This is a genomic window from Njordella calcicola, from assembly GCF_056494125.1.
The window spans coordinates 4,866,227-4,891,862 of the sequence record NZ_CM151396.1 but is presented as its reverse complement, the minus strand read 5'-3'; the positions used below and the strand labels follow the sequence as shown (position 1 = coordinate 4,891,862).

The following is a 25,636-nucleotide window of genomic DNA, read 5'->3' as shown; positions in this document are numbered from 1 at the left end:
AGTTGCCGCATCTCGGTGAACACGGCCGTTCGTCAGCTTGCAAGTGGTTGAAAGAAATGCGTTTTTCCCTGAGTTACATGTTATATTTTGTTGCGATTGTGGCGACCGTGTTTTGGCTGGTGTTTTCATTGGCCGATCCACTTTGGAGAGTTACCGCAGTCATCAAAGAAGAAGCGGATATTATGATCTATGTCCCAGTTGGTGGGTCTCCACCAGGACCAGTCTTTCACAGAAAGCTTTTGCTACAGAAGGATCGTTGGATAGAGAAGATTGATTTGGGAATTATTGGCTACCCAATTGAGCCAGCAGTAGGATCCTATGTTTTGAAAAGGGCAGTTGAAGATAGCTCTGGGGAGATTATCTGCCCTGTCACAATTGTGTTTAACTCCGAAATGGAAATGAGGCTCTGTCGCGTCTTCATTGGTATTATTTTTGGGCTACTCGCGATGCTAGCCCCGGCTAGCTTCATTTACTTGAAACAGAGGTTTTTAAAATCACGACACTCTATTACCAATCTCTGATGTACCAATAAATAAGGAGTTGACATTGCGAGACATCGGGCCGATGCTCAAGTTCTTAGTTCAAGAAGCCAGGGATGGTTACGGCCGTGGAATCAGTGCAAACTAACTTGGGTTTTGCTTTGGGCTGCCGGCGGCGTTCAACTCGATAAGTCACAGATGACGAGTCTTTGATCTTACACTGCCCCGTGCGTGCTTGTCTGACACGAGCTAACGTTTTGCTAGTGAGCATGACAGGGAGGGGATAGGCTAAGGTGGCGTGGGGTAATTTCAAAACTTATTCACCCATGAGTCAAGCTCATGGGGGTCTTGGAAAGCTTCTGGGGCATTGGCGAAGTCAGTGCACTTTCCGACGGCGCGAAGGTAGCCATGATGCGTCGTAACCGTTCGCACCTCGATCAGCCGCAGGGCGATAGCCCCGGTTTTTGTGGTGTCTCTTTGGACAACCGGGGCTATCGCCCAGCGGCTTAATGGCTCGTGTTTTTGTAGCTTGCATGATCGAGGCGTGAACGGTTACTGTTGCGGCCGCAGAGCTTTACCGGTGAGGTGCAGTCACTCTCGCCAGTTCCGCTTGGTGGACTGAGGCGTTATCGGGCTGGCGCATTCCGCTTTATTGAGCCAAAAACCCTGCAAAACCTATACACCTCAGTTTAAGTCCGGCCTTCCTGTGGACTTGTCATGTGGCATTGCGAATTATGTTATATGGCACAGCCTGAATTGTGGAGTTGGCGATGGAGTATGTCAAAAGATTACCGGAGTCCATGGACGCGTTGTCGGATCCCCGAAATCGGATTTTGAGTTCATCAAAATTATCAGAGCGGGCTTTCCTTCAAAGGTAATTGCATGCGTGGTCAAGTCATCCGCAATAAGCGAAGATGTAATCTACAAATCTCTTCGCATCGCAAAACGAACGGCCGCGCGGCGTAAGGCTACAGCATCCAGGCTCAAACCTGCTGAATCGGAGTTGATTTACCGATTAAGCAAGGTCTTGGTTATGGCATCTGAAATCCTCGGCGATAGAGACAAGGCACATGAATGGCTCTTGCCTGAGAATTGTTCGTTGCATGGTAATCGGCCACTTGTCCTTGTCGTTCCGTCAGCTATCAATCCACTAGAGTCGAACCTACTTGTGAATCCCAGCTCATCCAGATATCAAGGAATTGCAAGTGGACACTGGGCAACCGTTTCAGTTTGATACTAAGAGTATTCGGAAGGTTGCCGAAGCAAGGCCCGATAACAAAGCGATCGAGAAAGGGGGCTAGGTTGCGCGAGACCCCTCGCACGACACCTAGCACTCGGTTCCGCTACGCACAGACTCTTTCCCACGGTGTGTTACCCTTCCGCAGTTGCCATCGCCTCGTGTCTGTACCTTACGAGCTATTCATTTGGTATACTGACTCCTGTAAGAATATCGGAAATAAACGCAGGGGACTAGGAACTCTCGCGAGTTCCGCACCCCACAAACTCACGCCCATGTTGGGCGTACGTGAACCGAAGTCGCCGAATGGTGCGTTTTGACAATGGAGCGATCACTCCGGCGACTTGGTGATCCGTAACGTTCGGCGAAAGTGAGAATCATGGTGAGAGCTGGCAAGAATCTCGTAACAGTATCATTAGTCGTATTGAGCGGTTTTGCCGTCCTCCATGGAGATGACTACTTTTCAACTGCCTTTCCAGCTCTGAAAGTTACCGGTGACGCCTGCGACTCAGCTTCATTTATCGAGTTCGCGAAACTTGCGGAAGAGCTACGCGTCGCTCGCCGCTTATCCGAAGAAGAGTTTGCCGAGATGGCAAATGATGAAAATACAGTAGTTCTTGACGCACGAGGACAAGAGTCTCACCGAGTTCTTCGCGTCGTTAGAAGCAGGAATCTTCCCTACACATCATTTTCTGAAGCAAGCTTGCGTGAGATTATTCCGACACGAGACACTAGAGTGTTAATCTATTGTCGAAACAATATTCAGGATAGCGCTTTCTACGACGACGTACAATTCGGGGAAATCGCAACTTCCGAGACTGCGGTCAGTTCGGATGATGTGAGGACCGCTGCCCTTGTCAAAGGACGAGCCGCTGGATTGAATATCCCAACCTACATCACGCTATACATTTACGGATATAGTAATGTGTGGGAACTTGATTCGGCTGTTGATCCTGCCAACACACCGATCAAATTTGAAGGCGAAGCCTATCGACAGAAACGAAATCCGACTAAGCCAGATTAAGGCCTAACTAGTTACGTTCACTGACGTGCGAAGAATATGCCGAACAAAGCGATCGAGATAGGGGCCCGGTTACCCGGGACCCCTCTCACAACACCTAGCATGCGGGTCCACTACTGGGAACGTTTCATCTCTTAAGAGCAAGCCTGTTCCGGACATCTAGTGGATGACTGACCACGCTGTTTGTTGTCAGGTTGGCGTTGGTCAAAGTGATTTGCAGACTCTTTCCCACGGCGAGTTACCCTTCCGCAGTTGCTGTCGGCACGTGTCTGTTACTTACGAGCGATTCATTTGGTATACTGACTCCTGTAAGAATATCGGAACTAAACACAGGGGACTGAGAACTCTCGCGAGTTCCGCACTCAATAAACATACGCCCATGTTGGGCGTACATGCACCGAAGTCGCGGAATCGGACGGTTTCTGAAATCCGAGTCTCTTGGCGGCGACTCGGTTACCGCTGACGTTAGCTCAGAAGGAACGCGACAAGCGTCATGGCTCTGGAATGCCTCCCGCTTGCCGGGTGGATTGTTACGCTTCTCGCTACATAACCGCTCAGCCCCCGTCCCTCCCCTCTTTGCTCGGCGGCAAAGCCGCCGAGCAAAGAGGGGGGCGTTACAGGCGGTACCATCGTATTAGCGAGAAACATGAAACTCCACTGGACAAGCCAGTGGTATCTAAAGTCTGTCGCTTGCACTCTTGTCCCTGCTGAATGTTGAAGTCACCTGTGGTACGGTAGTGTGATGTCGGAGACGGTCTCTGACTGAGACTAACACGTCAGCAGCGCGGACGACGGCACTCGATCCTCCGGGCAAGAACGCGTGCCTCGCTAACCAATAAGGATTTGACATCGCGAGTCTTCGAGCCGATGCTCAAGTCCTTTGTTCAAGAAGCCCAGATGGTTGCGGGCGCAGAATCGACTCAGCTTACCTTTGGTTTTGCTATGGTCGGTAGGCTAGAATTGGTTTGACAACTCGTGGATTGATTCAACAACTCGTTGCTGACGAACCCTTGATCGTATTGCCTCGGTGCTCATCGGCACTGCGAAGTACTGGACTGTGTCGTGTTTGAAGTGGTCAGATATTCTTGCTCAGTGGGAGCGGTCCGGAATGAGTGTTTGTGGGTGTCGGTATTGAGGAAGCAGCACATGGTCTTGAATTTACCCAGGTCCAGAGCGAGAATGATCATCTTTGTAAGTCCGTAAGGTTTGGGGTTGGAAGAATGTGACAATGGTTGAGTTAACGCGACCCAAGATCACGGGCCCGAGCCGCCAGATTTTAATCGAATGGCTCCCACCCCAAACCCACGACTTACATGGATTCTTTATCGCTTTCAAAGATGAGTAATCGACAGCATCCACGACGACTACGCTGTAACGCTGAAGGCGACTTCTACGCAACCGGTGAAAATTCTGCAGATAGCGAGTCAAATCTCTGCTGGATGGGAGACTGTCTTGCTTGCGGTGGACCCGAATCCGTCGCTCCCGACTTGCTCGCTGAACTTAACGAATTAAACATTACGACATACTTCGTAAAACAACCCGCAACCCAAGACGAAATCGATCACGCTTGTTTGGCTCTTAGGCATTGTTGTGTCAATGCTCTTCGATACGGCGGACGCGACATTTCGGTAATCCGCCAATTGCATAACGATCCTGCTAATTGCGATTACGTAATAAACGATTACAACCAGTTGGTGTACTGTCTTGACGACAATGGAGAACTATTGCCTTGGGCGCAAGACATCGTGAACGCAATATGCTATCGTAAACCACGACCTCCAGTGCCAAGAGACACATTGCGATAACAACGCGATCGAGATAGGAGCCCGGTTACCCGGGACCCCTCTCACACCACCGGACATGCGGGTCCGCTACGGGGGCCGTTTCAACTCTTAAGAGCAAGCCTGTTCCAGACCTCTGATAGACTCACCAAACCGGTACTTGCTAGATCGGCGTTGGTCAAAGTGCTTTGAAGGCTTCCTTCCCACGCCCAGTCGCCGCAGGTCACAGTTGCCTTCGCCTCGTGTCTGTTTCTGACGAGCTATTCCTTTGGTATACTGACTCCTGTAAGAAAATCGGAACTAAACACAGGGGACTGAGAACTCTTGCAAATTCCGCACCTCGGAAACTCACGCCCTTGTTGGGCGTACGTGGACGCGGAGCCACCGAAGGTGCGGGCTTTGAATCAGAGTTTTCTGGCGGCAACTCCGCTTCCGCCGTCGTTCGCCCAATCAAGTTGGTCACAGCACAACAAGGCAAACTAATGCTTGAACTAGTACTGTTTTTGGTAGTCGCGTTTCCGATCGCTTGGCTGATTTCTGAGTTCTATAACAACCGTGGTGCGCGAATAGCATTAGGCGTGTGCGCGATAGGCATGTCATTCGGTGTGGCATGGATCGTTGCTTCGCTCGAACGGCTTCAATCCAACATCTACTTCTCTGGCGCGACCAAAGATCTCATTCAGAACACGATCATTGAACTCGAAAACGACCGGGCAAATGTTGTGTTGAATGAGTTACGTGCTCTGCGCGATGATTTCCGACCAACGTATGAAAGACGCGGCAAATACGATGTACTTGTAGACCGATACGTTCATCGAATTTCGAAATCTCCGGTGAAACATGATGGCGGTGATCCACGATGGTCACACGAAATGTATGATTACACCAGTTCGGTACCAGAAGAAAAGGGAGAACAAAGGCTTGCAGAGGGAGCGGGCGAATAAGCGATTTGAAAATGGTTGCTCACTTGCGCCTGTCCGCTGCCCCCTGCCGTTCGGCATTGGAGGTTTGACCGGTCTTGAATCCATATGATGCTCCTAATTCGGTTCCTGCCCGTCAAAGATGGTCTACCGATCCAACCTGCCTACATATCCAAATTTGCTTTTGTGGATTTCTCCTTTCTCTGCTAGCCGGATACTTAACCGCAAAGCCGTGTGCACTCGCTGCGCAACTTGGTATTTACAGCATCTTTCCGGCTTCTTGTCTTGCTGGCTACTTCGCATATGCATTTTTTCCCAAGCGATCCAAGCGCGATCGGAACAGAATATGGGCAGGGAGTCTTGTTGTTTGGCTGTTATTTCCTTTGTCTGCTGCAATAAATGCTTATGCAACGGCAATCGGTTGGTATTTGCCAATTGAACATGATTCCTATCCGTATTCACTTTCATATTGGTGGGTGGGTATAATACTGATCATACTGTCTGGCGCGACTGCAATGCTGTTGTTTCATTGGGCCGTTCAGACAACACGAGAAGTGCCAAGCATCTTGCCTTACTTTCTCGGGTCGGTCGTGATACAGCTTCCTCTCTGGTTGTTGTGGTCATTCGGACCCAATTTACTAACTTGATGCAGAATAGAGCGATCGAGATAAGCGGCTAGGTTGCGCGAGCCCTCTCTCAAAACACCTCGCATGCGGGTCTGCTAATGGGGCCGTTTCATCTTTCAAGAGCAAGCCGATTCCAGGCATCGAATAGACTGACCAAGCCAGTTGTTGATAGAATGGCGTTGCTCCAAGTGCTTTGCAGGCTTCCATCCCACGCCCATGTTGGGCGTACATGGACTGAAGCGGTGGATCGGCCGCTTCCTGATGGAGAATTTACTTGCCACTGCTCGGTCATCGGTGGCGTTATCGCATCTGAAACTGAACATGACTGAAGCGGTGCAATTGTTCGGAGTTGTTCGTCACGTTGGGAAGCCCCGAGTTGAATCGGGGACATTTCACTTTGCTCCCGCCTCGATCGAGGTGCGCGGTCGAACATGGATCACATTGACAGACTTTGCAAAAGCCAGTGCCAACAATGCAATGTTGTCGGAGTCTCCAAATGCTCCATGGTTCCGTGGTCGTTTGCAGACCCTTTTCGACTTCCAGCAATCGCCCGACAACCTGGATGGCGAATCTTGGTGCGACGGCGAAACATACGCAGACCGATTGATGCTCAACACAGATTTTGTGGCCGAAACAATTCAATCAGGAACACTGATCCAGATTCCGTTTGTTTGCACAGATCAGTTTGGTAATGGCGCAATTTACTGCGGAGGTCTACCGGAACGAAATACAAATCGGAACCTTGAATTGATATCGATGATGACCAACGCATTTGTTGATCTACTTTTCGCTTGCGACAACATTGATGACTACCATGACTACGCAATCACGCTTGGGCAACGATTTGCGTTTGGCGTCCACAATGGTATCCCGTACAATACGTTTCTCGAATCGCATTACTAACATGGTGCGATAACAAAGCCATGCACACGGAGCACTCGATGACGCGGTTTGGCAGTGGTTGCCTCACTCCTTGTGCCCGGTGATGACTACCGTCCTGCCACATATGCATACATGCCTGACGTAACGTGGGTGCTGGAACCCAACATCTTCCCTGACACACATGAACCGATCCGGAAAGCCATCCGGGAGCAAGGGCATCGTCTCGTTGATTGGACTGACGCGTGGTGGTCTGACGGAGTACCGTCGCGTGTTCCTAAATCGAATGTTGTATTCCACGGCTCGCTAGGTAATGCGGCTCGAATTGCCGATGACCTTCATTGGATTCCAGGATCGTTCTGTTCGGTTAACTCATTTCGGTGCTCTTCATGGTACGAGTCCGCTCGACAGTGGCTTGTGCACTTTGATTGGACGATCTGCGCGGCGGATGAACTGGTCGCCAACGCTAGAGGGATTGCAGAACGATTGAGGGCGACTGATCGCATATTTGTACGGCCCGATAGCCCGCTGAAACCATTCAGTGGACGGGTCGTCGAGGTTGCCACGCTTACGCTTGCAAAACTTGATCATGGCTTCTACTACGATGATGAGACCATTCCTGTTGTTGCCGCCCCCGTCCAGAACATTGGTGATGAATGGCGGTTCGTGATTGCGAATCGCGCGGTCATCGCAGGTTCGGCATACGATCCCAAGACGCGTAAACCGGTTGCCGCGCAATTGAACTCAGCCGCAGCGAGCTTCGCGTCTAACGTTGCTGCGTCGATTCCCGAACCTGAAATTGTTTACGTCCTTGACGTCTGTGAATGCAATAATCAACTTCGGCTACTAGAACTGAACCCTTTTGGTGGTGCGGATCTTTACGCCTGCGATGCAAGCGCGATAATTGACGCCGTATCGACAATCGCTTCCATCGCATGAAAAGTGGCAGAACCAAGCAATACAAAGGAGCGGAAATGGTGTTTCGGCTTTACACTTTGTTCAAGATCACGCGCGCCATTTTCGCCCGCTGATCGCTGTCGTTCTGCCAGAGAAACCATGAAGCTCGTTGACCCAAGAACTGTGTTTGGATGCAAAGATCGTCCTTGGTTCGATTTGCTTCAAATTCATATTTGTCGAGAGAATTTCAAGCGATGGATTGGCTCGGAGCCTGTGGTTGAGTGGGTCGATGGACTTGGCGATGCTGATTATTGGATCATTGAATACGACTGTGGTCTCCAGCTTGGCTTCGAGTTCGTTCACGCTTGTGATGGTGGCCATGTTTGCGCCACAGAGCCGAATGCGAATCATGCGATGCGACACCTAGAAAACTGGAGGCAGGAAATCTCGGTTTATCCAGAGGACGCTTTTAGGCTTGATCGTGAATGGGCGTTGGAGCATTTCTCGAACACGATGCCTGACCTGCGACGCCAGTCTTGCTGCCAGGCATGGAGGCAGGGTGACGATGGAAATCCAATGACAATTGGTTATCCCACATCAGAACTGGATGCGAAATGTCTTGTACGTGAACTCGAATCCCGGGGCCACAAACAGATCTACTGGATCGAGAGCCTGTAACGCAAAAGCAGGCAGAACAAAGACGTCCACCGAAGCAAGCGATCGGCCGGTTTTGACATGGTGGCGTTACTCGCGCGTGCCGGTTGATGGCCATCGTTACACTTGGAAAGGGCTGCAATCGCACCTGACAATGGACGAGATTAATTTCGTGTATATTTTCGTTTCGCGTGGTAGATTTGCGAACGAGGATGAACTGACTCAGTTTGTCGATCCAAACTACACAGAGGACGGCGACCTAGTTTCTTTAAAGTTCATGACTGAGATCGGATTGGAGGCATTTGGGACAATGGCGATCGAACGTACGTTTTACCCCGCGAAAACCGATCTTCTTGCGGCTATTCACGGAATCTCGCACGCAGATCAATTTCTGAACATACGTCTTGAACCAACATTGATTGACACTATCATTTGTGTTAATTCTCCGAACACTGTCCGCACGTCTAATCGATCATCACTCGATTCTGTCGGAATATTCTGATACGAACTAATAACAAGAGTAACAATCACGTGCACCCAAGTCGCAGGTCGGGTGCTTTGACTTTTAGAGACGTTACTTGCCGCGACCGGGTGACGTGTGGCGTTCTGCCACTGATTTGTTATTCAGCTATAACACTGAACAACTCCACCGACGCGGAAGACTAACGCCAATGACGACATTGCTCTCGATCGTTCTACTTACATTTTTTGCCGTCGGTGTAATTGGATGGCTTTGGATTGTCGTCCTCGCGTTTAGCAACGAGGAGGCTCTTTGGGGTATTGGCTGTCTTGTCATTCCGCCGCTTACCTTCGTGTACGGACTGTTAAATTACCAAGAGGCGAAGATTCCGTTCTGGATTGTGACCGTGGGATTTGCGCTAAATATCTTTTTGCGGATCGCGGGTGCAGCAGTTGCGGTCAGCGGATAATCCGGAGGGGGTAATAAACAGCAGATCGATGTGTGCACCTGAGTAGGTGTGCTCTCCGCTTCGGCGGTTGGCATCGCCATTATACCGCCTCCGCTCCGATCACCCTTACCCAGTGACCGCGTACGTTCTACACCTCAATGATGACCAAGACCCATACACTCGCAGAATGGTTCGCTGACTATCGCAACCAGTATTGTGAAGTCATCGTTGCAGGGCGGATATTTGTCTGTCGCTATGGTGAATCCATGCAGCAACCGACTGGATATGACTTTTACTGTACGGTTCTATCGATCAACTTCGCAAATACCGAACGATTGGCCGTTCACAGCCCCTTCGGTTTCGAACGGGGTGAATATGACCAATTGATAAAACCTCGCGCAGCGAAGGCTGTGGCTGTGTTCGGTTGGCAGTATTACGGTCACGACCCGACACCCAAAACTGGTGCGAAGAGATCTACGAATTAGTTGATGATCGCAAACCATTGATTCGAACGGGACCGCAGATGCCCGGATATGCAGAATTTAAAAAAAACGGGGACCGGTTTGTTGAGTTGCGCTGAGAGACGGTGCAGAACCATCGGATGAACGCGAGCTGGAATAGGCAGTTTGGCTCGCTTTGCAGGCTGCCATCTCACGGCGAGTTACCCTTCCGCAGTTGCTGTCGGCACGTGTCTGTTACTTACGAGCGATTCATTTGGTATACTGACTCCTGTAAGAATATCGGAACTAAACACAGGGGACTGAGAACTCTCGCGAGTTCCGCACTCAATAAACATACGCCCATGTTGGGCGTACTTGCAACGGAGCGGCCGATCAGTAGTTTTGACTTGCGCCAAAGTCAACTGCTCGGGCTCGCTGAACCCTGCCGTTCTGCGATAGACCGCAATGGTGAAGCCCAACAAATAAAAGTTCACTGCCGTGATGAACTACCAGATCATGACAAAAGTTTCAGCTTTTATTGCCGGCCTGCGTCCAATTAACTGCTATCGTGTTTCTGGTTGCGCTCCTATCGAGACAACCATTCATTTGTCGACCCAGAGCAAAACCGGAGGAATGCTGACGCTGCTGGGGCGACACTCGGGCCTGATCAGCCATAAGTTCGATGGCAGTCTCGCTACTCCGTTCGGCAACGTTGAATTCAACGGAAAGCGAAGCCCTATCAGTGGGCGAGGGTATGTATCGCTAGCTAGCAACTCAGGGAGCGTCGCGGGTCGACTCGAAATCCCAACGTTTTGGGGGATGTTCAGTTGTTGTAATCGAGCAGTGCTATACTTTTCCGGCAATACAAAGTTATCGGTTGACGTTTGGAAGCCGTCAGTACGGTTTCAAGAGACGGTTGGCCGATACCGGTTAAACATGGGAAAAGTGAATGTGTATAAACTGTTTTCGCGAAGCAATGAGGATAGGATGTTTCAGGATGAAGTAGTTTTTTCTCAAGTTTCGGACGATTGTGCACTCGTTTTGCTGACCGGGTTGTTGTATTTTTGCACGTATCCAGGGTGGGTAATAGATCGTGATTAAAGGAGAGGAAGGAAACCAAAGCGAGGTAAACGAAAATTTACATTTAGGTTTCCGCACCGGTTCTGGATCGCCGCTGCTCACCGGCTAGCGCGCTTAACAATCGATTCCACGGGAGTCCGCGAGCCAGCGGTTAATGACGATAAATTTTCAGCACGAACCCCGTAAATCGTGGCGTTCGATGAGGAGGCGTTTTGGAATACAACGTTTGGGTAGCGGAACTCTTCCGCCACGCAGCGCCCTATGATTCTTGGGGCGTCGAACATTCTGACGCAATGAATGCAATTTCGCTTGACGAAGCGTTCGATCATCTTGATCGAATGTTGGACGACCCTGACATTCACAATCTCTTCAATCCAGAACAACTCGTGCTGGGACTTTCAATGGCTTATAGCAACTGCCGGACTGACTTTCCTTTCTGTTACCTTAGCGCAAGTACAAAGGAACGACGGATTCGTGGCATACTCAATCTCAAGAAACTGTATGACAATTTTTTCGCCAGATATTGCATCGCCCCTTATACCTATCCTCGGTCCCAAGCGTCCCAAACTGGAACAATGCAATACTTATGCGAAAACTTTTGGGATCGATTTGTACTGTTCCCATGCGAAGAAACGGAATCGAACCATATTGATGCTGGTCTGGATGTAATGGAACATGCCTTGAGCGTTCCAAATGATCATTGCATCGCGTCTGGACTTGAGGGAATCGCGTCGTGGGCATATGCATGCGAGCTTCGTGGAATTTCGCGTCCTCGCAATTTGCTACTAAGCTGGACGTCGCAAACCTCCGCCACCAATCCCGACCTTATGGCCTTTGGAAGACAAATGTTAAGAAACGTCGTAGCATAATTCAACGAACCAAGCGCTCGAGATAGGGGCCCGGTTACGCTGGACGCTACTCATACAACTTAGCATGCGAGGCGTAAGCGTCCACCACAACCAGTTGTTGGGGTTAGTTGGATTGGCCCTGGGTTTGCTGGCGTTTGAGTTTGGCGGAGATGATTCTGCGGGCTCGTGTTATCTGCTTGCGGTCTGATTTATAGCGGCTTTCCTCTGCCCGGTACTCGCGAATCGCTTCGGGATGCTCCTGCTTCCATACGTCCGGCAAAAGTTTCTCGTATTGAGTCTCGCCTGCTAGTACGCGATCCAAAATGTCCTTCAAGTACTGCCAGACATCCAAGTGGTGACGTTTGGCACTGCTCACAATGCTCATCAACCTAGCCACCCGCTCGCCAGATTCCACGTTGCCAACAAACAACCAGTTCTTCCGTCCCAATGCCACCTGACGCATCAACTGCTCTACGCGATTGTTGTCGATCGGAATCTGGCCATGCGCCGTGTAGATCGTCAGAGCATCCCAGTGGTTACGGATATATCCCAACGCTCCTGCCATGTCCGACTTGGGAAACAATTGCCCTTCATCCAAACTATCAATGTACTTCTTCATCGCCTCCAACAACGGTACCGCATAACGCTGACGATGCTCCACTCGTGATTCCGCATTCATCCCCTGCTCGCGCGCGTTCACATCGTAAAGCCCCTGCAGCATATCCAACAGCTTTTGCCGATACGGATTCTCCTTGGACACCTCGTAAACCTTACGACGCGCATGCGCCCAACAAGCCGCGAACTGCAAGCGATCGCGGTTATCAAGCACCACGGCTTCATTTCCTGAGAAACAATCACCTTGAATAATACAGCGACTCTCTCGAAAGAATTCATCCGGGCCATCCCGGTGACGCGATATCCGAAAGTCAAAGATGTTATAGGGCGCTTGATCTAGACCCCGATAAGCCCACATCTTCCCTATCAAGCTATCTTCACCCTTGCCTTTCGCTTCACGCATCTTCTCGATCAACCGCTGCGTCTTCAGGTCACCGGGTTTAACCTTCGGCTCCTCCTCTGGCATCAGCATTCGACAACTGCTTTCATCCAGTCCGACTGCGGAGTCCTTCTGCACACGCCTGGCCATGAACATGAAGAACCCAAGCAACGCAAAGTCCACTTGCACCATCAGATTCTGCAATGTCGAACGACTGGGCGTCCAACCACTGCTGGCAAAGACATCCGTCTGACGATACAGCGGAAGATGCAAGTCAAGCTTCTGAGCGACCACCACCGCACCGATACTCGAATCGTATTTGTTACCCTCAACCAATCCGGTTGGTCGCTCGGCAGAAACGATTCCATGCTCTTTGCAACATGGGCAGCCATACTTGGGGTTCTCGATCACTCGCTTATAAAGCTTGGCTGGTTCATAAACCAAGGTTTCGGTCCTATCGACACCGATCATCGCCATGGGACCATGCTCTGGACAGATGCGATCTTGCTCTGGAACATCGCGAAGTTCCTTCACTTCAGGAAGGTGCGACGGGAGCGATTCATTGCGTTTCTTCTTGGCTTTGGGCGTGCTTTTGGATTGAGCGTCATCCAGAACCTTTTGTGCTTCGGCCTCCGCTTCTTGCCGAGCTTGCTCAAGTTCTTCTTGCGAATCGAAGGGGAGCCAAGGAGTCGCACCGGGCGAAATATGCTTCTCTTTTTTCTTGTGCATGTTGGCAAGCATCGCTGCCAACTTGCGGTACTCTGTCTCGAACCATTGGAGCTTGGCCTTGAGTTGCTCGTTCTCTTTCTGCAGCAATTCGATTGCCGAGAGAGGCTTGTCAGATGGATGATTATTCGAGGTCGCGTCTTGCATACTTATTGAACGCATGAAGCCCTAAAGTGGTTCCGCAATATCTTCAAAAAAGAGTAACTTGATAAAGAGATTTTACAAGCCTGATGACGAGGTAGTATTGTTGCTAACATGAGCCTGCACCGAGAATCGTTTTCGACGCTTGATGTTGGAGACATCGATGCCACTGAGCAACATGGAAAGCTGAGCGTGATCAATGACTAGGCTCTTGGACTGGCTTGAAGTAAGTGGCACCTGGATGGTACCAGCTTCTAATCTTTTCATGAAGATGGCGAGCCCATCTCGATCCCACCAGAGTATCTTGACGCGATCACGACGACGATTGATGAACATGAAATAATCACCAAGTCGAATATCGCGTTGAAAGTTGGCTTGGACGATGGCGTGCAGGCCATCGTAGGAACGTCTCATGTCGACCGCTTGCATGTAGAGGTAGACCCGAGTGGTTGAGGCGACAGCGAGCATAGACGGAATCAATAAGTTGCGGATGGCTAATTGCGAACAATGAGTTGCTGGAAACCGGCGTCTAGATGATCGCCGGAGTTGTCATGCTGTCGAGCGGCCCATGTCAACAAAGTCTCGACAGCGCTGGAGGAATCAGAGCGGCAAAGGATCTTGATGCCACGTGTTTCGATGGTGAAGTGAAGCGTATTGTTGCTTGAATCGGATTGCGTTTGGCTTGGTGACGTTGCGCTAAGAGTTGTTGGATTAGGATTAAGGGCTGTTGGACTGGAGTGAAGCTTCTTTCTCCAATAGTTGAAGACATGGAACGAAAGGTTTTCATTTCGACAGAACTGAGCGATGCTAAGACCCGACGACTGAAAACGTAGGAGTCGTTGAGCCCAGAGTTGGGACTTGGAAAGATCACGAGTCATGCTGTAGGTTCCTGGCATAGAGGTTTCGGCAACCCCATCGGTCGCCGCTATCAAACCCTACCCTCCAAATCAAGCCCCCGCCGACTAAAAACCCACTGGTTCTGATGTACGCTTACTGCGAGGCCGCTACTGGGGCCGTTTCCATCTCTTAAGAGTAAGCCTGTTCTGGACATCTAGTGGATGACTGACCAAGCTGGTTGTTGTTAGATTGGCGTTAGTCAAAGTGCTTCGCAGGCTTCCTTCCCACTCCCAGTCGCCGCAGGTCGCAGTTGCCTTCGGCTCGTGTCTGTTTCTTACGAGCTATTCATTTGGTATACTGACTCCTGTAAGAATATCGGAAATGAACGCAGGGGACTAGGAACTCTCGCGAGTTCCGCACTCAATAAACATACTCCCATGTTGGGCGTACGTGCACCGAAGTCGCGGAATCGGACGGTTTCTGAAATCCGAGTCTCTTGGCGGCGACTCGGTTACCGCTGACGTTAGGCTCAGAAGGAACGCGACAAGCGTCATGGCTCTGGAATGCCTCCCGCTTGCCGGGTGGGTTCTTCGTGGAATTTAGTGATTAAGGGATTTCCAAGTCGAGGTTGAGTTTACCGCAAAAGAACAGGATCCGAGTACGGTAGTTGTCGAAGTTGCGAAATCCGCGAGCTGAACTTTTGATGGATTGGATACGACTGTTGAAGCCTTCGCTGATCGCGTTGGTTATTCGATGGTCTATGTAGGCCATAAGACCCTCATAGTGCCTCTTGAGCATCTTGGCGACTTTCACCATCGGTTTGATTTGGCAGCGTGTGGCCCATCCGTACCAGCCAGCGAACGTCATCTCAGCAGTGTCTCGATCGGTACATTCCCAGAAGTGCCTGAAATTCTCCTTAAGCGACCATGCTCGACCTGTTTTGATGTCCGAATGCTGCAACTGGTAGAGATAGTTTCGATCCGCCTCCGACAATTTCTCACGTGCAAATAGCAGTAGTTGCCTAGTGCCCTTGAGTCGCTCATCACCTCTCTCGGCAAGCAATCGACTCTCCTGGCGGCGGACAAGATCAACTGCTTCTCCAAGGTACTTACTGACGTGGAATTTGTCGTGCACAATAGCAGCGTTTGGATACACTTCCCTGATGGCAGCTAGGAATGCCTTCCACATATCAGCGGCAACCGCTTTGATCTTCGCTCTTTGTGGTTCGGGCAAGGTTTTTAATAGCTTTTCTGCAGACTGCTGCGTCCGCTGAGGAACAACTTCTAGCACGCGGTGCTGATCCAAGTCGGTCAAGACCGAAACGTAATCCTGCCCTTTACCAAAGTTCTTTTCATCGATACCAACATGCTCAATTTCGTCCATGTTTCGGCGTTGGAGCCCACGCTCCACCGCACGCTGCATGATGCCATTAGTTGCCGCCCAATCTATTCCCAGTAGCTTAGCGGCCGCTGAGAGCGATGAGCAAGCTTGAATGACTTCAATGGCAACTTGTTCAAACATAAGCGTAAAACGTCCGTGCCTTTGGGCCCATGGAATCGCTATGGTCAACACGCCGCACTGAGAGCATTTGCTTCTGGGAACCAAGGCGTGGATGCGAGTCACAAATTGCATCGTATCCAAATGCCTCCAAGTTCGCTCAGGGGCAAGATCGGCTTGTGAGCAGGCGGCATCACAGCGAGGACAACGCAGAGTTGTTCCGGTATGATTGATGTGAATGTCTACGGCCTTCTCAGCAGGGCGAAAATCAACCGATTGCACGCTCCAGTTGTCGTCCAAACCAAGTAACGCATGATAGTGAGTAGTAGTTGCTTCTTTCATAGACAAAGAATACGCTAACGGCCAAATCTACGCACCTACCCACTAAATTCCACGAAGAACCGCCGGGTGGATTGTTACGCTTCTCGCTACATAACCGCTCAGCCCCCGTCCCTCCCCTCTTTGCTCGGCGGCAAAGCCGCCGAGCAAAGAGGGGGCATTGCAGGCAGTACCATCGTATTAGCGAGAAACATGAAACTCCACTGGACAAGCCAGTGGTATCTAAAGTCTGTCGCTTGCACTCTTGTCCCTGCTGAATGTTGAAGTCACCTGTGGTACGGTAGTGTGATGTCGGAGACGGTCTCTGACTGAGACTGACACGTCAGCAGCGCGGACGACGGCACTCGATCCTCCGGGCAAGAACGCGTGCAATCGCTAGCCAACGAATTGATTTCTCGCCATGGAATCCCACAAACAGAGCCACGCGATGCTCTTCATATTTCCCTTGCCGCGGTTAATGGATTACAATACCTCGTGACGCTGAACTTCACCCATATCGGAAACGCTGAAACCAGACTGCTTATCGAGCAAATATGTAAGGATAATGGGTATACACCGCCTTTGATCTGCTCGCCAGACGAACTATTGGGGATTTGACGTGACCAACGATACCATTAATGACGAGATCCTACGCATCAAGCGCGAGCTGGCATCGAAATTTGATAACGACCTGTCAAGAATTGTCGAAGACATTAGATCACGAGAGACGAATGCCGTATCCCTGCCTAGGCGGCCATGGAAGTCCGAACAAAGCGATCGAGATCGGGGCCCGGTTACCCGTGCTGCCTCTCACAACACCTAGCATGCGGGTCCACTACTGGGAACGTTTCATCTCTTAAGAGCAAGCCTGTTCCGGACATCTAGTGGATGACTGACCAAGCTGTTTGTTGTCAGATTGGCGTTGGTCAAAGTGATTTGCAGACTCTTTCCCACGGTGTGTTACCCTTCCGCAGTTGCCTTCGCCTCGTGTCTGTTTCTTACGAGCTATTCATTTGGTATAATGACTCCTGTAAGAATATCGGAACTAAACACAGGGGCTAGGAACTCTCGCAAGTTCCGCACCCCACAAACTCACGCCCATGTTGGGCGTACATGCACACGAAGCACTCGATCGGGCGTTTTTGACTTGCGTTGAGTCAACTCCTCGTGCTCGGTGATGGCCGCCGTTCGCGGGTTGCGTTTCCATTTGAGGAACTCATGACAGTTAAGATTTTTAGAATGTTTTCTGCAACATTCGCAATTGTTGCTTTCTCCATCGTCGCGAACGCGCAAGTCGACAAGCGGCAAATCGAAAACCATGCTGAATCGTATACCGAGATTGTCGGTACCGGCATTTCGCTACACCTTCCAAAGGGTGCAACGCGTCAGGGGAACACCGATGCTTACGCAATTGCGGAGTGGGGTGCGGCGATTATTGTAATGAGAATGTCTGGGACGCCAGAAAGCCATGCAGAGGAGCTCACGTCCGGAGAGTTAGGCAAGAACCTTAAGATAACATCGAAAGAGAAGGTACGAGTCGGCGATATTGAAGGAGTGCTGATTTTGGGAAGTAGTCTGCATGAACGCGGCATCAGGCAAAAAGTTCAGGTGCTGATCGCAGGCAAAGACGAGCAGACGATAATGATCTCCGCGGTTACTCCAGAAAGCTCAAATGCACTCATTCAAGACCAGCTCAAGCGTTGCCTACTTTCGGCCAAATACAATCCTGAACGCATGACGGATCCGTTGAATCAACTTGATTACTCGTTGGTTCAGACTAAGGATCTGAAATTAGGCCAAGCACTTCCAGGGATGCAAAGCGTTATTTATCGAGAATCAGGCAAGCCAAAACCACAGAAAAATGGGGAAGCGTCGTTTCTGGTTCTCTATACCAAGTTGCCAGTTGCTCCTAACAATCGACGCGAGTGGTTTAACGATTTGATTACGTCGGATGCTCAATCTGCTGGACACTCAGATCTTCGAACGGAACAAGTTCTTGCACTGAAAGTGGATGGACTAGATGCATTTGAGGGGCTGTCTACAGTTCACGACGATCGCAGCAATCAACCCGAGTTCTTCTATGTCGCGGCCATATTCAAGGGCCCAACGGAATTCTATCGAATTTGGGGGCAAGTAAGGTTAGAAGCCCGCGAACAATTCGAGCCGCAGTTCAAAGAAATGACTCGGTCGTTCCGAAGTAAATTGAGTGCGGACGAATCGAATCGAAAACAGTAGGTACTTTTTCAGTTTTCAATATTGCTGGGTCGGCCATGGTTCGCGAACCAATAAGGATTTGACATCGCGAGTCTTCGAGCCGATGCTCAAGTCCTTTGTTCAAGAAGCCCGGATGGTTGCGGCCGCAGAATCGATTCAGCTTAACTTGGGTTTTGCTTTGGTCTGTAGGCTAGGTTTGGTTTAACAAGTCGTGGTTTAACCCAACAACTCGTTGTTGACGAACTCTTGACCGTGTTGCCAGCGTGCTCATTGGCTTAGCGAAGTGCTGATATTGGTTCTGTTGGAAGTGTTGAGACAAGCTTTTAGATTGCGGTGAATACGAATTTCCAACGAGAGCTCTTCGTTGGCTGGTACTCAGGGGTTGACGCTCATACCGCATTGCATACTTCGCTCCTGCTTGCGCGGGCCGTACTGTGTTTTGGTGTCGTGGTCGCTACCACATTATTCTACGTGATAAATCGTTGAAGACAGACGATCTTGAACTGCGGCTTTGCTTCAGATAACCGAACAGGCTACAATGCATCACAGGAGATCAATCATGAAACTTACAGCGGTCTTTATGGCGGTGCCTGAAGGGTACATCGGTTTTGTTGAAGAATTGCCTGGGGCTAATACGCAAGGTGATACGCTCGAGGAGGCTCGAGATAATCTTCGCGAGGCTGTGCAAATGGTGCTCGATGCCAACCGAGAACTCGCTGCGAAAGCCATCGTGGGGAAAACTGTCTCGAGAGAGCCATTTGACCTGACATCATCATGAAGCGTCGAGATCTCGAGCGGTACTTGGCATCTAACGGATGCGGGCTTCTGCGCGAAGGTGCCAAGCACAGCCTCTACGTTAATCCGGCCAATAATCAGACGAGTGCCGTGCCGCGTTACCGTGAAATTAATGATTTTTGGTTCGCAAAATCTGTCGTGACCTCGGAATCCCAGAACCATAATTGACGAACCAAGAAATGCAAGCGAGCCGCCGGCAGAGTGCCGATCCGATGGTCAATCAAACGCGGCGGCTGCGTGATTTCAAGCTTTCGTCCTTGGAGTATGTATGCAATCAAAAACGACGATACTACTCTACGAGCTTGTTGGACCGGCATTGATCATCCCCTCCCAGACGGGCGTTAGGTACCGGAACCAGACCGGAGGGCATTCGTGCTACCAGATGGAACTTGAGGGATATATTGTCCCGATCGCGGGAGACAGGATCGAACTCGTTGAGCGACTGACAGCCCATTTCGTGGGCCCTAAATGGGGCGGGTGGTGTCCGATTCGAATGACAAACGGAATATGGTCGGGTTCCGCCTCACGAACCGCTAAGGCCGCCTCCAAAAACGTAGGCCGTACAAAATGGCGTCGGGATTGGCTCACGATGGCGACATGTTGCCCGAGAAAGTCGCGTTCTAATGATTCCTTCAATTCCGTTTCGTACATTGACTTTGCTCCATCTGCTGTGGTCGGCATGCTTGTACCTACTTGATTGCTTCTGGAAAATGAATCGCTACAATTATCGAATAACAAAACGATGCCACAGCCAATCCCTCGATCAACCGTTTTTGACTTTCGTTGAGTCTCTTGCTCGGGTTGGCTGATCGTTAGCGTTTGGTATACTGACTCCTGTAAGAATATCGGAACTAAACACAGGGGACTGAGAACTCTCGCGAGTTCCGCACTCAATAAACATACTCCCATGTTGGGCGTACGTGGACGGGAGCCGACGATCGCGTCGTTCGTGAAGTCAATGTTAATTGTCGGTGACTCAGTCAATGCCATCGTTCTGCTCCCACAGAAATTCTGTTCGCTAACATAATACGTGGGAATTTGAACATGATTCGAATCAGCAACCAAGGCTTGATCGGACTTGCACTGCTCCTCCCATTCTTCACGTTGTCTAACGTGTTCGAGACTCGCACTTCTGCCGATGAGAAATCGAACGTTGCGGAACAAGACGCCAGCGCCAAGCTGATTGGTACGTGGAAATTGGAGAAAGCCGAGAATCCGGGGGCGCCGTCCGGCATTGGGACTCGATTGAAGATGTTCAACGGAACTCATTGGTGCGTACTCCAACCGGATAAGGCCGGAAAAATCGTCTTTCTTCATGGTGGCACATATGAGTTTGACGGATCTGATCTAAAAACAAAGACCGACTTTGCGGGAGAACTTACCGAGACATTCATCGGGACAGAGGGAACTGTTAAACTCGAAATTGATGGTGACACTCTTCGTCAAATCGATCCCAGGGGCGTATTCAATGAAACATGGCGCCGCGTAACGAACCCAGTCGCGAATTAGCTTCAATCCGCGTCGCAGAATGGAGCAGAACAAAGAAGGATTTGACATCGCGAGTCTTCGAGCCGATGCTCAAGTCCATGGTTCAAGAAGCCCGGCATGGTTGCGGTCGTGGAATCAGTGCAAACTAACTTGGGTTTTCCTTTGGGCTTCAGGCCCCGTTCAGCTCGATAAGTCGCCGATGACGGGCATTTGATCTTACGCTGCCCCGTGCGTGGTTATCTGGCACGAGCAAACGTTTTGCTAGTAGGCTAAATGCAAAACTCATTCACTCATGAGTCAAGCTCATGGGGGTCTTGAAAAGCATCTGGTGCGTTGGCGAAGTCAGTGCACTTGCCGACTACGCGAAGGTAGCCATGATGCGTGGTAACCGTTCGCACCTCGATCAGCCATTGGGCGATAGCCCCGGTTTTTGTGGCGTCTCTTTGGATAACCGGGGCTATCGCCCAGCGGCTAAATGGCTCGTGTTTTTGTGGCGTCTCTTTGGATAACCGGGGCTATCGCCCAGCGGCTAAATGGCTCGTGTTTTTGTGGCGTCTCTTTGGACAACCGGGGCTATCGCCCAAGCGGTTTAATGAACCCTTGCAGTTTCACTCAGCAAGGTAGGCTGACGGCTGTTATAAAGTCCATCAGACTCATGTAGATACCACTTGCTATTTATGCAGCGTTGGACTGCGAGTCTGATTGTTGGGCAACCGCTCGGGGCTTGAATTGCAGATGCTCTCGCGAAGCAATCGCTCGTTGCCAAAGCTGATAAATCTCACCCAGCAGGCTAACTTTCACCGTCTCGCGGAAAATGCTGTCTTGGGGGAGACCAGCCAGCAAAGCTCGATGTGCCTTGCCCAAATTGTGATACGGAATGCTTGGGAACAAATGGTGCGTCGCATGGTAGCGAGTTCCGATAGGCCCCCAAAGCTCAGTAAACCAAGGCCGATGCGGGTAGTCGCAGGAGTCAAGCAGTTGTTGCTCAAAACTCAATTGCGAACCTTCCCCGGTCCAGCGATGCGCGCCCAGCGTACGAATGTTATTCACCAATAACAAGCCTACCGCGACCAAGTAACCTTGTAGCCAAAGCGGATCATACCAAACGCCGTAGCGAATGGGCGATCGGAACATAAACCACATACAGAACAGAAAACACAACACTTCCTGAATCGTCATGATCCGCATAACGCGTTTTCCAGCTTCTGGTCGCTCGTACATGATGTCCATGACCATGGTCGAAGCTCGGCGGAAGTTCCAGCGTCGGACCGCTGGGAATATCCAGCCGATCGGGCTGAGCAATGCAAAGCGGAAAAAGCCAGCGATCGGTGTCACTAAGGTCAGCAGCATGTAGATCACGATCGCGCGGGGCGGTTGATGCGATAGATTCAAGTACTCACCATCGTCGTCTGTCCCATAGCTTTTGCGGCGATGGTGATCCACGTGCGGGTAATACATGAAAGACGGGATCAAGAACGGGATGCCACACAGCAAGTTCCAAGCGAAACGAAAGCCATTAAACCCTTCTTTGGGTAAATGCACCAATTCGTGAGTGAACATCGCCGAGCGCATAAACAGCAGCACGACTCCCACGTACATCGCGGCTTTCGCGGTCCAAACCAGTGCGGTCGGTCCCGACAACCACAAGTGGCTGTACAGTAAAGCGGCGAACAAGAAATGTCCGGTCAAGATGCTTGCTAGAAAGTCAATCCAATAGATCTTCGGATTGGGTTTATTGAGCCCCGTTACCAAGCTCCTTGCTTGTCGCAAAGAGAATCTAGGTGTTTCCAAAAGCTCCGTTTCGTCGGTTGCTGTACTCATCGTGTCTAGGGTGGTCACTGCAGAGCTTCATATTGCCAACAGCTTGAGCTGCACTGTGAAAAGTGGCTGGGTACATGCTGTTCAGCGCAGGCGTACGGACGGCTCGCATCGGATGGTTGTTGATGTGGATTCCTTGTTGTTTGACTATCGACGCAAGTGCACGTAATTTACAAGCGTGTTTGCGAAAGCTAACTATTGTACCCGATCACCCTATTTTAACATTTGCTGTTTAGATGGCAAATAGCTGACGTAGAAGCCACAGGGCAAGTCAGTTTTTCAGTCTGCGCGATTAGCCGGAATGCGTTAGCATCGGTTCTCTTGGAAATCGTGAGCTAACGCTCAACGGCTGATTGACCTGGATTCAAAAAATGACTTGCCCTGGTAGAAGCCAGACCCGAAACAACAGCCAGCATGGCGAGAGCTGTTTCGTTCCCGCGGCGGATTTATTTGTCGCGGAGTCAGCAAGTGGCGGGGAGGGGGGCGGAGTTTCGCAAAGGACTCTTCAGCTCATCCCACCCTAAGATTTCAATTTTTGAAGACTGGCGGGCGCATGCAAAAGCCAGACGCAGTCAAAACCAGTGATGCATCTGAGCACTGAACTAACAGGACGGGGAAGAGTTAGCCAGACGGCGAACTGCTATTCGGCAACGTAAGGCATCAAAGCCATAAACCGAGCTCGCTTCACCGCTTTGGTAACGGCGTGTTGGCTGACGGCGGTGCAGCCGTTCTTGCGACGACCGACGATCCGACCGTGGCGATTGACCAGTTTGGACAGCAGATCAATATCCTTGTAGTCCACATACATCGGGTTAGGACGCTTGCCATCTACAAAAAGGGGATCTTTTCGTTTGACCTTGATTCGCGTACGCGGCCGGCGACGCATTGGTTTCGATTGCTTAATCACGCTTAAATCAACATTTTGAGGGACGTTGTACATCAACCGGCGGCGGCCAGCTTGAAAAACGCGTATTTTCGCGTTTGTCTACTTGGCGGTGCCGGGTTGGGGAGTATATCGCCAGATTTTCTTGCAAACAAGTCTCAAACCTTACTCTGACCCGTATTTTCCACGCAAAGTGCCGGTATGCGACTTTGCCACGCCTCAATGTCGGATAGTAGGGCTCAACCGACTTTCGCGGCATAGCACATGTTTTGAGATGTGTAGCTTAACCCGCCGTCGGAAACGATTATTTTCTCCAAATTTTTGGCGTGATTCTTTTGGTAGCAATGGTTGTAGCTATGATAGAAGCCGCACGGGCTTGGAGACATTTGTACTGTTCAGGTTGAACTTTTGTATCCGCGTGCCATGCAATCAGCGTTTCAAGAGGACTAGCGGAATGATCAAAGCGAAGGAAGAGTTTCTTACCATCAGTGAGATTTTCAACGCCATTGGGCGTCGAATTGTCAGTGTTGTGCTCATTGCAGGTGCTTTGTGTTTGCTCGGTCTGGTCGCTTTGATGATGCTGCGCGATACCTTCAGCAGCGAGGGCGAATTTTACCTCAACGCTGGACGCGGGACTGTAACCATCGACCCATCGGCAACTACATCTCAAACCGCCAGCTTGATGGACACTCGGCAGTCCGAGATCCAATCGATCAAAGACATGCTTGGGTCGCGATTGATGTTGGAACGCACGGTACGTCGTGTGGGCGTGGACCGCATTCTTGAGCAGCGGTCGTGGCTGAGCATGCAGAAGGAGAAGCTCGGCGAGTTCATGGATAAGTACTTGGGGATGAACGACAATTTGGAAGAGGGCTTAACCGCAGAACAAACGGCTGAACTGGAGCGGATTCAAGGTGCGGTCGAGTACGTGGCTGATCGTATTGCAATAACCGGCGACAAGGAAGGGAACACGGTTCAAATCAAAGCGAAAGCGCATACCAGCTTGCTGGCGCACGATATCGTTGAAGCTTTAATGGCAGAGTTCCAAGAGCAATATGTCAAAGTTCACCGCACGGTCGGCTCGCAAAACTTTTTTGATGGTGAGTACACAACCACGTTGCTTCGGATGCGAGACGCGGAAGCGGAACTGGCTGCTTACAAAAACAAGATGAAAGCGATTTCAATTGAATCCAAGCGTGAATTGCTGCACCGCGAATCAGGCGTTCTGCAAGAAGACTTATTGAAAACGCAAACCGAATTGGTGTCGCGGCAAGCGGAAATCGATCGTTTGAATGCGTTGATCGAGGCTGAACCAGTGATGACCAAGAGCCAAGCGACCGCGCGATCATCAGCGGCTTCGGATGGAATGCGTGGTGACCTGTACAAGTTGGAAGTCGCCGAAGCAGAACTTGCATCGAAGTATTCTGACAGCCATCCTTTGTTGGTGAAAGCTCGGCAAGCTCTCAATGATTCTCGCAATGCCTTCGGAAAACAAGACGCTCAGTTTGATGAAAGCGCCGAGGCGATCAATCCGGTTCGTCAGGAACTGATGATTACAAAGCTGAAGGCTGTTGGCAGCCTGGAGGCGTTACAAGCCAGGCTTGCGTCGTTGGAATCGAGTATCACGGCCAACGAGAGCAAAATCGAGCAACTCAATGGCGACGAAATCAAGGTGGCGGAACTGACTCGTTCGGTCGAGATGATTCGCGACGAATTGAAGAACTACAGCCACAAACGCGAAGAATCTCGTCGGCAAGCGGAATTGGATCAGGCCTTGATCAGCGCTTTGCAAATCAGTCAGGAAGCGACGCATGTGATTAAGAAGAGCGGACCACCGCGAACGATTGGCCTGGCGATTGTCGTGCTGTTCTCGGGCTTGTTCTCGTGTGCGTTGGCGATTTATCGTGAATCGTCCAATCGATTGGTCAACGATGATCTATCGCCCGTCAATGGCTATCGCCAACCCAATCGGGTCGATGGCTTGCATGAGGTTTTGACGCGGCATGCGATGAATGAAGATTACGCTATTTTGTCGGGACGGGCCAATGGTTCGGAAGTCCCCGTCGAGTTGGAACGCGCACTTGACCGCAAGGTTAAAGTGCACGTGACAGAAAACATTCGCGGATAGTCGGATTCGATTACTTGCGCCACCTTT

At 50.6% G+C, this 25,636-nt stretch carries 25 protein-coding genes; 18 read left to right on the top strand and 7 right to left on the bottom strand.

Annotated features, from left to right (window positions below):
• Positions 1–56: 56 nt before the first annotated feature.
• The 12 genes from SH302x_RS18900 to SH302x_RS18845 all read left to right on the top strand — a co-directional run bounded on the left by SH302x_RS18900 (position 57) and on the right by SH302x_RS18845 (position 11,791).
• Complete coding sequence (locus tag SH302x_RS18900; RefSeq protein WP_479364077.1) at positions 57–521, top strand: hypothetical protein; 465 nt, start codon at positions 57–59, stop codon at positions 519–521.
• 297 nt (positions 522–818) lie between these two features.
• Positions 819–989, top strand: coding sequence for a hypothetical protein (locus SH302x_RS18895; RefSeq protein WP_479364076.1), 171 nt, complete (start codon positions 819–821; stop codon positions 987–989).
• 196 nt (positions 990–1,185) lie between these two features.
• A complete protein-coding gene (locus tag SH302x_RS18890) occupies positions 1,186–1,713 on the top strand; it encodes an Xre family toxin-antitoxin system antitoxin (RefSeq protein ID WP_479369288.1) in 528 nt (175 codons plus the stop codon).
• 382 nt (positions 1,714–2,095) lie between these two features.
• On the top strand, positions 2,096–2,740 hold the full coding sequence (locus SH302x_RS18885; RefSeq protein ID WP_479364074.1) for a rhodanese-like domain-containing protein: 645 nt from the start codon (positions 2,096–2,098) through the stop codon (positions 2,738–2,740).
• Positions 2,741–4,874: 2,134 nt separating this feature from the next.
• On the top strand, positions 4,875–5,462 hold the full coding sequence (locus tag SH302x_RS18880; RefSeq protein ID WP_479364073.1) for a hypothetical protein: 588 nt from the start codon (positions 4,875–4,877) through the stop codon (positions 5,460–5,462).
• An 818-nt stretch (positions 5,463–6,280) separates the two neighbouring features.
• A complete protein-coding gene (locus SH302x_RS18875) occupies positions 6,281–6,967 on the top strand; it encodes a hypothetical protein (protein WP_479364071.1) in 687 nt (228 codons plus the stop codon).
• Between the two features lie 111 nt (positions 6,968–7,078).
• Positions 7,079–7,882 (top strand): ATP-grasp domain-containing protein, encoded by an 804-nt coding sequence (locus tag SH302x_RS18870; RefSeq protein WP_479364070.1) that lies wholly within the window; start codon positions 7,079–7,081, stop codon positions 7,880–7,882.
• 117 nt (positions 7,883–7,999) lie between these two features.
• Positions 8,000–8,518 (top strand): hypothetical protein, encoded by a 519-nt coding sequence (locus SH302x_RS18865; protein ID WP_479364069.1) that lies wholly within the window; start codon positions 8,000–8,002, stop codon positions 8,516–8,518.
• Complete coding sequence (locus tag SH302x_RS18860; protein ID WP_479364067.1) at positions 8,448–8,996, top strand: immunity 22 family protein; 549 nt, start codon at positions 8,448–8,450, stop codon at positions 8,994–8,996. The genes SH302x_RS18865 and SH302x_RS18860 overlap by 71 nt, the downstream gene beginning before the upstream one ends.
• 169 nt (positions 8,997–9,165) lie before the next feature.
• Complete coding sequence (locus tag SH302x_RS18855) at positions 9,166–9,423, top strand: hypothetical protein (RefSeq protein ID WP_479364066.1); 258 nt, start codon at positions 9,166–9,168, stop codon at positions 9,421–9,423.
• A 137-nt stretch (positions 9,424–9,560) separates the two neighbouring features.
• Positions 9,561–9,887, top strand: coding sequence for a hypothetical protein (locus SH302x_RS18850; protein ID WP_479364064.1), 327 nt, complete (start codon positions 9,561–9,563; stop codon positions 9,885–9,887).
• 1,328 nt (positions 9,888–11,215) lie between these two features.
• On the top strand, positions 11,216–11,791 hold the full coding sequence (locus SH302x_RS18845; protein WP_479364063.1) for a hypothetical protein: 576 nt from the start codon (positions 11,216–11,218) through the stop codon (positions 11,789–11,791).
• A 103-nt stretch (positions 11,792–11,894) separates the two neighbouring features.
• Here SH302x_RS18845 and tnpC read toward each other — a convergent pair whose 3' ends face one another.
• The 4 genes from tnpC to SH302x_RS18825 all read right to left on the bottom strand — a co-directional run bounded on the left by tnpC (position 11,895) and on the right by SH302x_RS18825 (position 16,307).
• On the bottom strand, positions 11,895–13,637 hold the full coding sequence (gene tnpC / locus SH302x_RS18840) for an IS66 family transposase (RefSeq protein WP_479363298.1): 1,743 nt from the start codon (positions 13,635–13,637) through the stop codon (positions 11,895–11,897).
• Positions 13,638–13,709: 72 nt separating this feature from the next.
• Positions 13,710–14,099 (bottom strand): IS66 family insertion sequence element accessory protein TnpB, encoded by a 390-nt coding sequence (gene tnpB / locus SH302x_RS18835; RefSeq protein WP_479363297.1) that lies wholly within the window; start codon positions 14,097–14,099, stop codon positions 13,710–13,712.
• Between the two features lie 26 nt (positions 14,100–14,125).
• Positions 14,126–14,509: an IS66 family insertion sequence element accessory protein TnpA gene (gene tnpA / locus SH302x_RS18830; RefSeq protein WP_479364062.1), complete on the bottom strand. Its 384-nt coding sequence runs from the start codon at positions 14,507–14,509 to the stop codon at positions 14,126–14,128.
• A gap of 565 nt (positions 14,510–15,074) precedes the next feature.
• Entirely contained in the window at positions 15,075–16,307 is a 1,233-nt protein-coding gene (locus SH302x_RS18825; RefSeq protein WP_479363897.1) for an ISL3 family transposase, read from the bottom strand.
• 1,194 nt (positions 16,308–17,501) lie between these two features.
• Here SH302x_RS18825 and SH302x_RS18820 point away from each other — a divergent pair.
• Together SH302x_RS18820 and SH302x_RS18815 are read left to right on the top strand one after the other, a co-directional pair.
• Complete coding sequence (locus SH302x_RS18820) at positions 17,502–18,518, top strand: hypothetical protein (protein WP_479364060.1); 1,017 nt, start codon at positions 17,502–17,504, stop codon at positions 18,516–18,518.
• A gap of 538 nt (positions 18,519–19,056) precedes the next feature.
• A complete protein-coding gene (locus SH302x_RS18815; protein ID WP_479364058.1) occupies positions 19,057–19,275 on the top strand; it encodes a type II toxin-antitoxin system HicB family antitoxin in 219 nt (72 codons plus the stop codon).
• Between the two features lie 115 nt (positions 19,276–19,390).
• Here the strand turns inward: SH302x_RS18815 and SH302x_RS18810 are convergent, their stop codons facing one another.
• Positions 19,391–19,609 (bottom strand): hypothetical protein, encoded by a 219-nt coding sequence (locus SH302x_RS18810; RefSeq protein WP_479369325.1) that lies wholly within the window; start codon positions 19,607–19,609, stop codon positions 19,391–19,393.
• Between SH302x_RS18810 and SH302x_RS18805 the strand changes: the two genes are divergently transcribed.
• From SH302x_RS18805 to SH302x_RS18795, 3 genes are all read left to right on the top strand, one after another.
• Positions 19,561–19,989, top strand: coding sequence for a DUF6210 family protein (locus tag SH302x_RS18805; RefSeq protein WP_479364057.1), 429 nt, complete (start codon positions 19,561–19,563; stop codon positions 19,987–19,989). The genes SH302x_RS18810 and SH302x_RS18805 overlap by 49 nt on opposite strands.
• A gap of 347 nt (positions 19,990–20,336) precedes the next feature.
• On the top strand, positions 20,337–20,801 hold the full coding sequence (locus SH302x_RS18800; protein WP_479364056.1) for a hypothetical protein: 465 nt from the start codon (positions 20,337–20,339) through the stop codon (positions 20,799–20,801).
• Between the two features lie 284 nt (positions 20,802–21,085).
• Entirely contained in the window at positions 21,086–21,289 is a 204-nt protein-coding gene (locus SH302x_RS18795) for a hypothetical protein (protein ID WP_479364055.1), read from the top strand.
• A 166-nt stretch (positions 21,290–21,455) separates the two neighbouring features.
• Here SH302x_RS18795 and SH302x_RS18790 read toward each other — a convergent pair whose 3' ends face one another.
• Together SH302x_RS18790 and rpsR are read right to left on the bottom strand one after the other, a co-directional pair.
• Positions 21,456–22,601 carry a fatty acid desaturase family protein gene (locus tag SH302x_RS18790; protein WP_479364053.1) on the bottom strand — a complete coding sequence of 382 codons (1,146 nt, stop codon included), beginning with the start codon at positions 22,599–22,601 and terminating at the stop codon, positions 21,456–21,458.
• 637 nt (positions 22,602–23,238) lie between these two features.
• Positions 23,239–23,505 carry a 30S ribosomal protein S18 gene (rpsR, locus tag SH302x_RS18785; protein ID WP_479364051.1) on the bottom strand — a complete coding sequence of 89 codons (267 nt, stop codon included), beginning with the start codon at positions 23,503–23,505 and terminating at the stop codon, positions 23,239–23,241.
• Between the two features lie 430 nt (positions 23,506–23,935).
• Here rpsR and SH302x_RS18780 point away from each other — a divergent pair, with 430 nt between their 5' ends.
• Positions 23,936–25,609 carry a GumC family protein gene (locus tag SH302x_RS18780; protein WP_479364050.1) on the top strand — a complete coding sequence of 558 codons (1,674 nt, stop codon included), beginning with the start codon at positions 23,936–23,938 and terminating at the stop codon, positions 25,607–25,609.
• The last annotated feature ends 27 nt before the right edge of the window (positions 25,610–25,636 follow it).

Coding starts and splice junctions, on each gene's coding strand:
- SH302x_RS18810 (WP_479369325.1), bottom strand. CDS start 19,609: ATGCCGGTCCAACAAGCTCGTAGAGTAGTATCGTCGTTTTTGATTGCA.
- SH302x_RS18900 (WP_479364077.1), top strand. CDS start 57: ATGCGTTTTTCCCTGAGTTACATGTTATATTTTGTTGCGATTGTGGCG.
- SH302x_RS18870 (WP_479364070.1), top strand. CDS start 7,079: ATGCCTGACGTAACGTGGGTGCTGGAACCCAACATCTTCCCTGACACA.
- SH302x_RS18850 (WP_479364064.1), top strand. CDS start 9,561: ATGATGACCAAGACCCATACACTCGCAGAATGGTTCGCTGACTATCGC.
- SH302x_RS18825 (WP_479363897.1), bottom strand. CDS start 16,307: ATGAAAGAAGCAACTACTACTCACTATCATGCGTTACTTGGTTTGGAC.
- SH302x_RS18895 (WP_479364076.1), top strand. CDS start 819: ATGGGGGTCTTGGAAAGCTTCTGGGGCATTGGCGAAGTCAGTGCACTT.
- SH302x_RS18805 (WP_479364057.1), top strand. CDS start 19,561: ATGCAATCAAAAACGACGATACTACTCTACGAGCTTGTTGGACCGGCA.
- SH302x_RS18790 (WP_479364053.1), bottom strand. CDS start 22,601: ATGAGTACAGCAACCGACGAAACGGAGCTTTTGGAAACACCTAGATTC.
- SH302x_RS18820 (WP_479364060.1), top strand. CDS start 17,502: ATGACAGTTAAGATTTTTAGAATGTTTTCTGCAACATTCGCAATTGTT.
- tnpB (WP_479363297.1), bottom strand. CDS start 14,099: ATGCTCGCTGTCGCCTCAACCACTCGGGTCTACCTCTACATGCAAGCG.
- SH302x_RS18780 (WP_479364050.1), top strand. CDS start 23,936: ATGATCAAAGCGAAGGAAGAGTTTCTTACCATCAGTGAGATTTTCAAC.
- SH302x_RS18865 (WP_479364069.1), top strand. CDS start 8,000: ATGAAGCTCGTTGACCCAAGAACTGTGTTTGGATGCAAAGATCGTCCT.
- tnpC (WP_479363298.1), bottom strand. CDS start 13,637: ATGCAAGACGCGACCTCGAATAATCATCCATCTGACAAGCCTCTCTCG.
- SH302x_RS18815 (WP_479364058.1), top strand. CDS start 19,057: ATGAAACTTACAGCGGTCTTTATGGCGGTGCCTGAAGGGTACATCGGT.
- SH302x_RS18800 (WP_479364056.1), top strand. CDS start 20,337: ATGATTCGAATCAGCAACCAAGGCTTGATCGGACTTGCACTGCTCCTC.
- SH302x_RS18845 (WP_479364063.1), top strand. CDS start 11,216: ATGAATGCAATTTCGCTTGACGAAGCGTTCGATCATCTTGATCGAATG.
- SH302x_RS18885 (WP_479364074.1), top strand. CDS start 2,096: ATGGTGAGAGCTGGCAAGAATCTCGTAACAGTATCATTAGTCGTATTG.
- SH302x_RS18875 (WP_479364071.1), top strand. CDS start 6,281: ATGTTGGGCGTACATGGACTGAAGCGGTGGATCGGCCGCTTCCTGATG.
- SH302x_RS18860 (WP_479364067.1), top strand. CDS start 8,448: ATGCGAAATGTCTTGTACGTGAACTCGAATCCCGGGGCCACAAACAGA.
- tnpA (WP_479364062.1), bottom strand. CDS start 14,509: ATGACTCGTGATCTTTCCAAGTCCCAACTCTGGGCTCAACGACTCCTA.
- SH302x_RS18795 (WP_479364055.1), top strand. CDS start 21,086: ATGGGGGTCTTGAAAAGCATCTGGTGCGTTGGCGAAGTCAGTGCACTT.
- SH302x_RS18855 (WP_479364066.1), top strand. CDS start 9,166: ATGACGACATTGCTCTCGATCGTTCTACTTACATTTTTTGCCGTCGGT.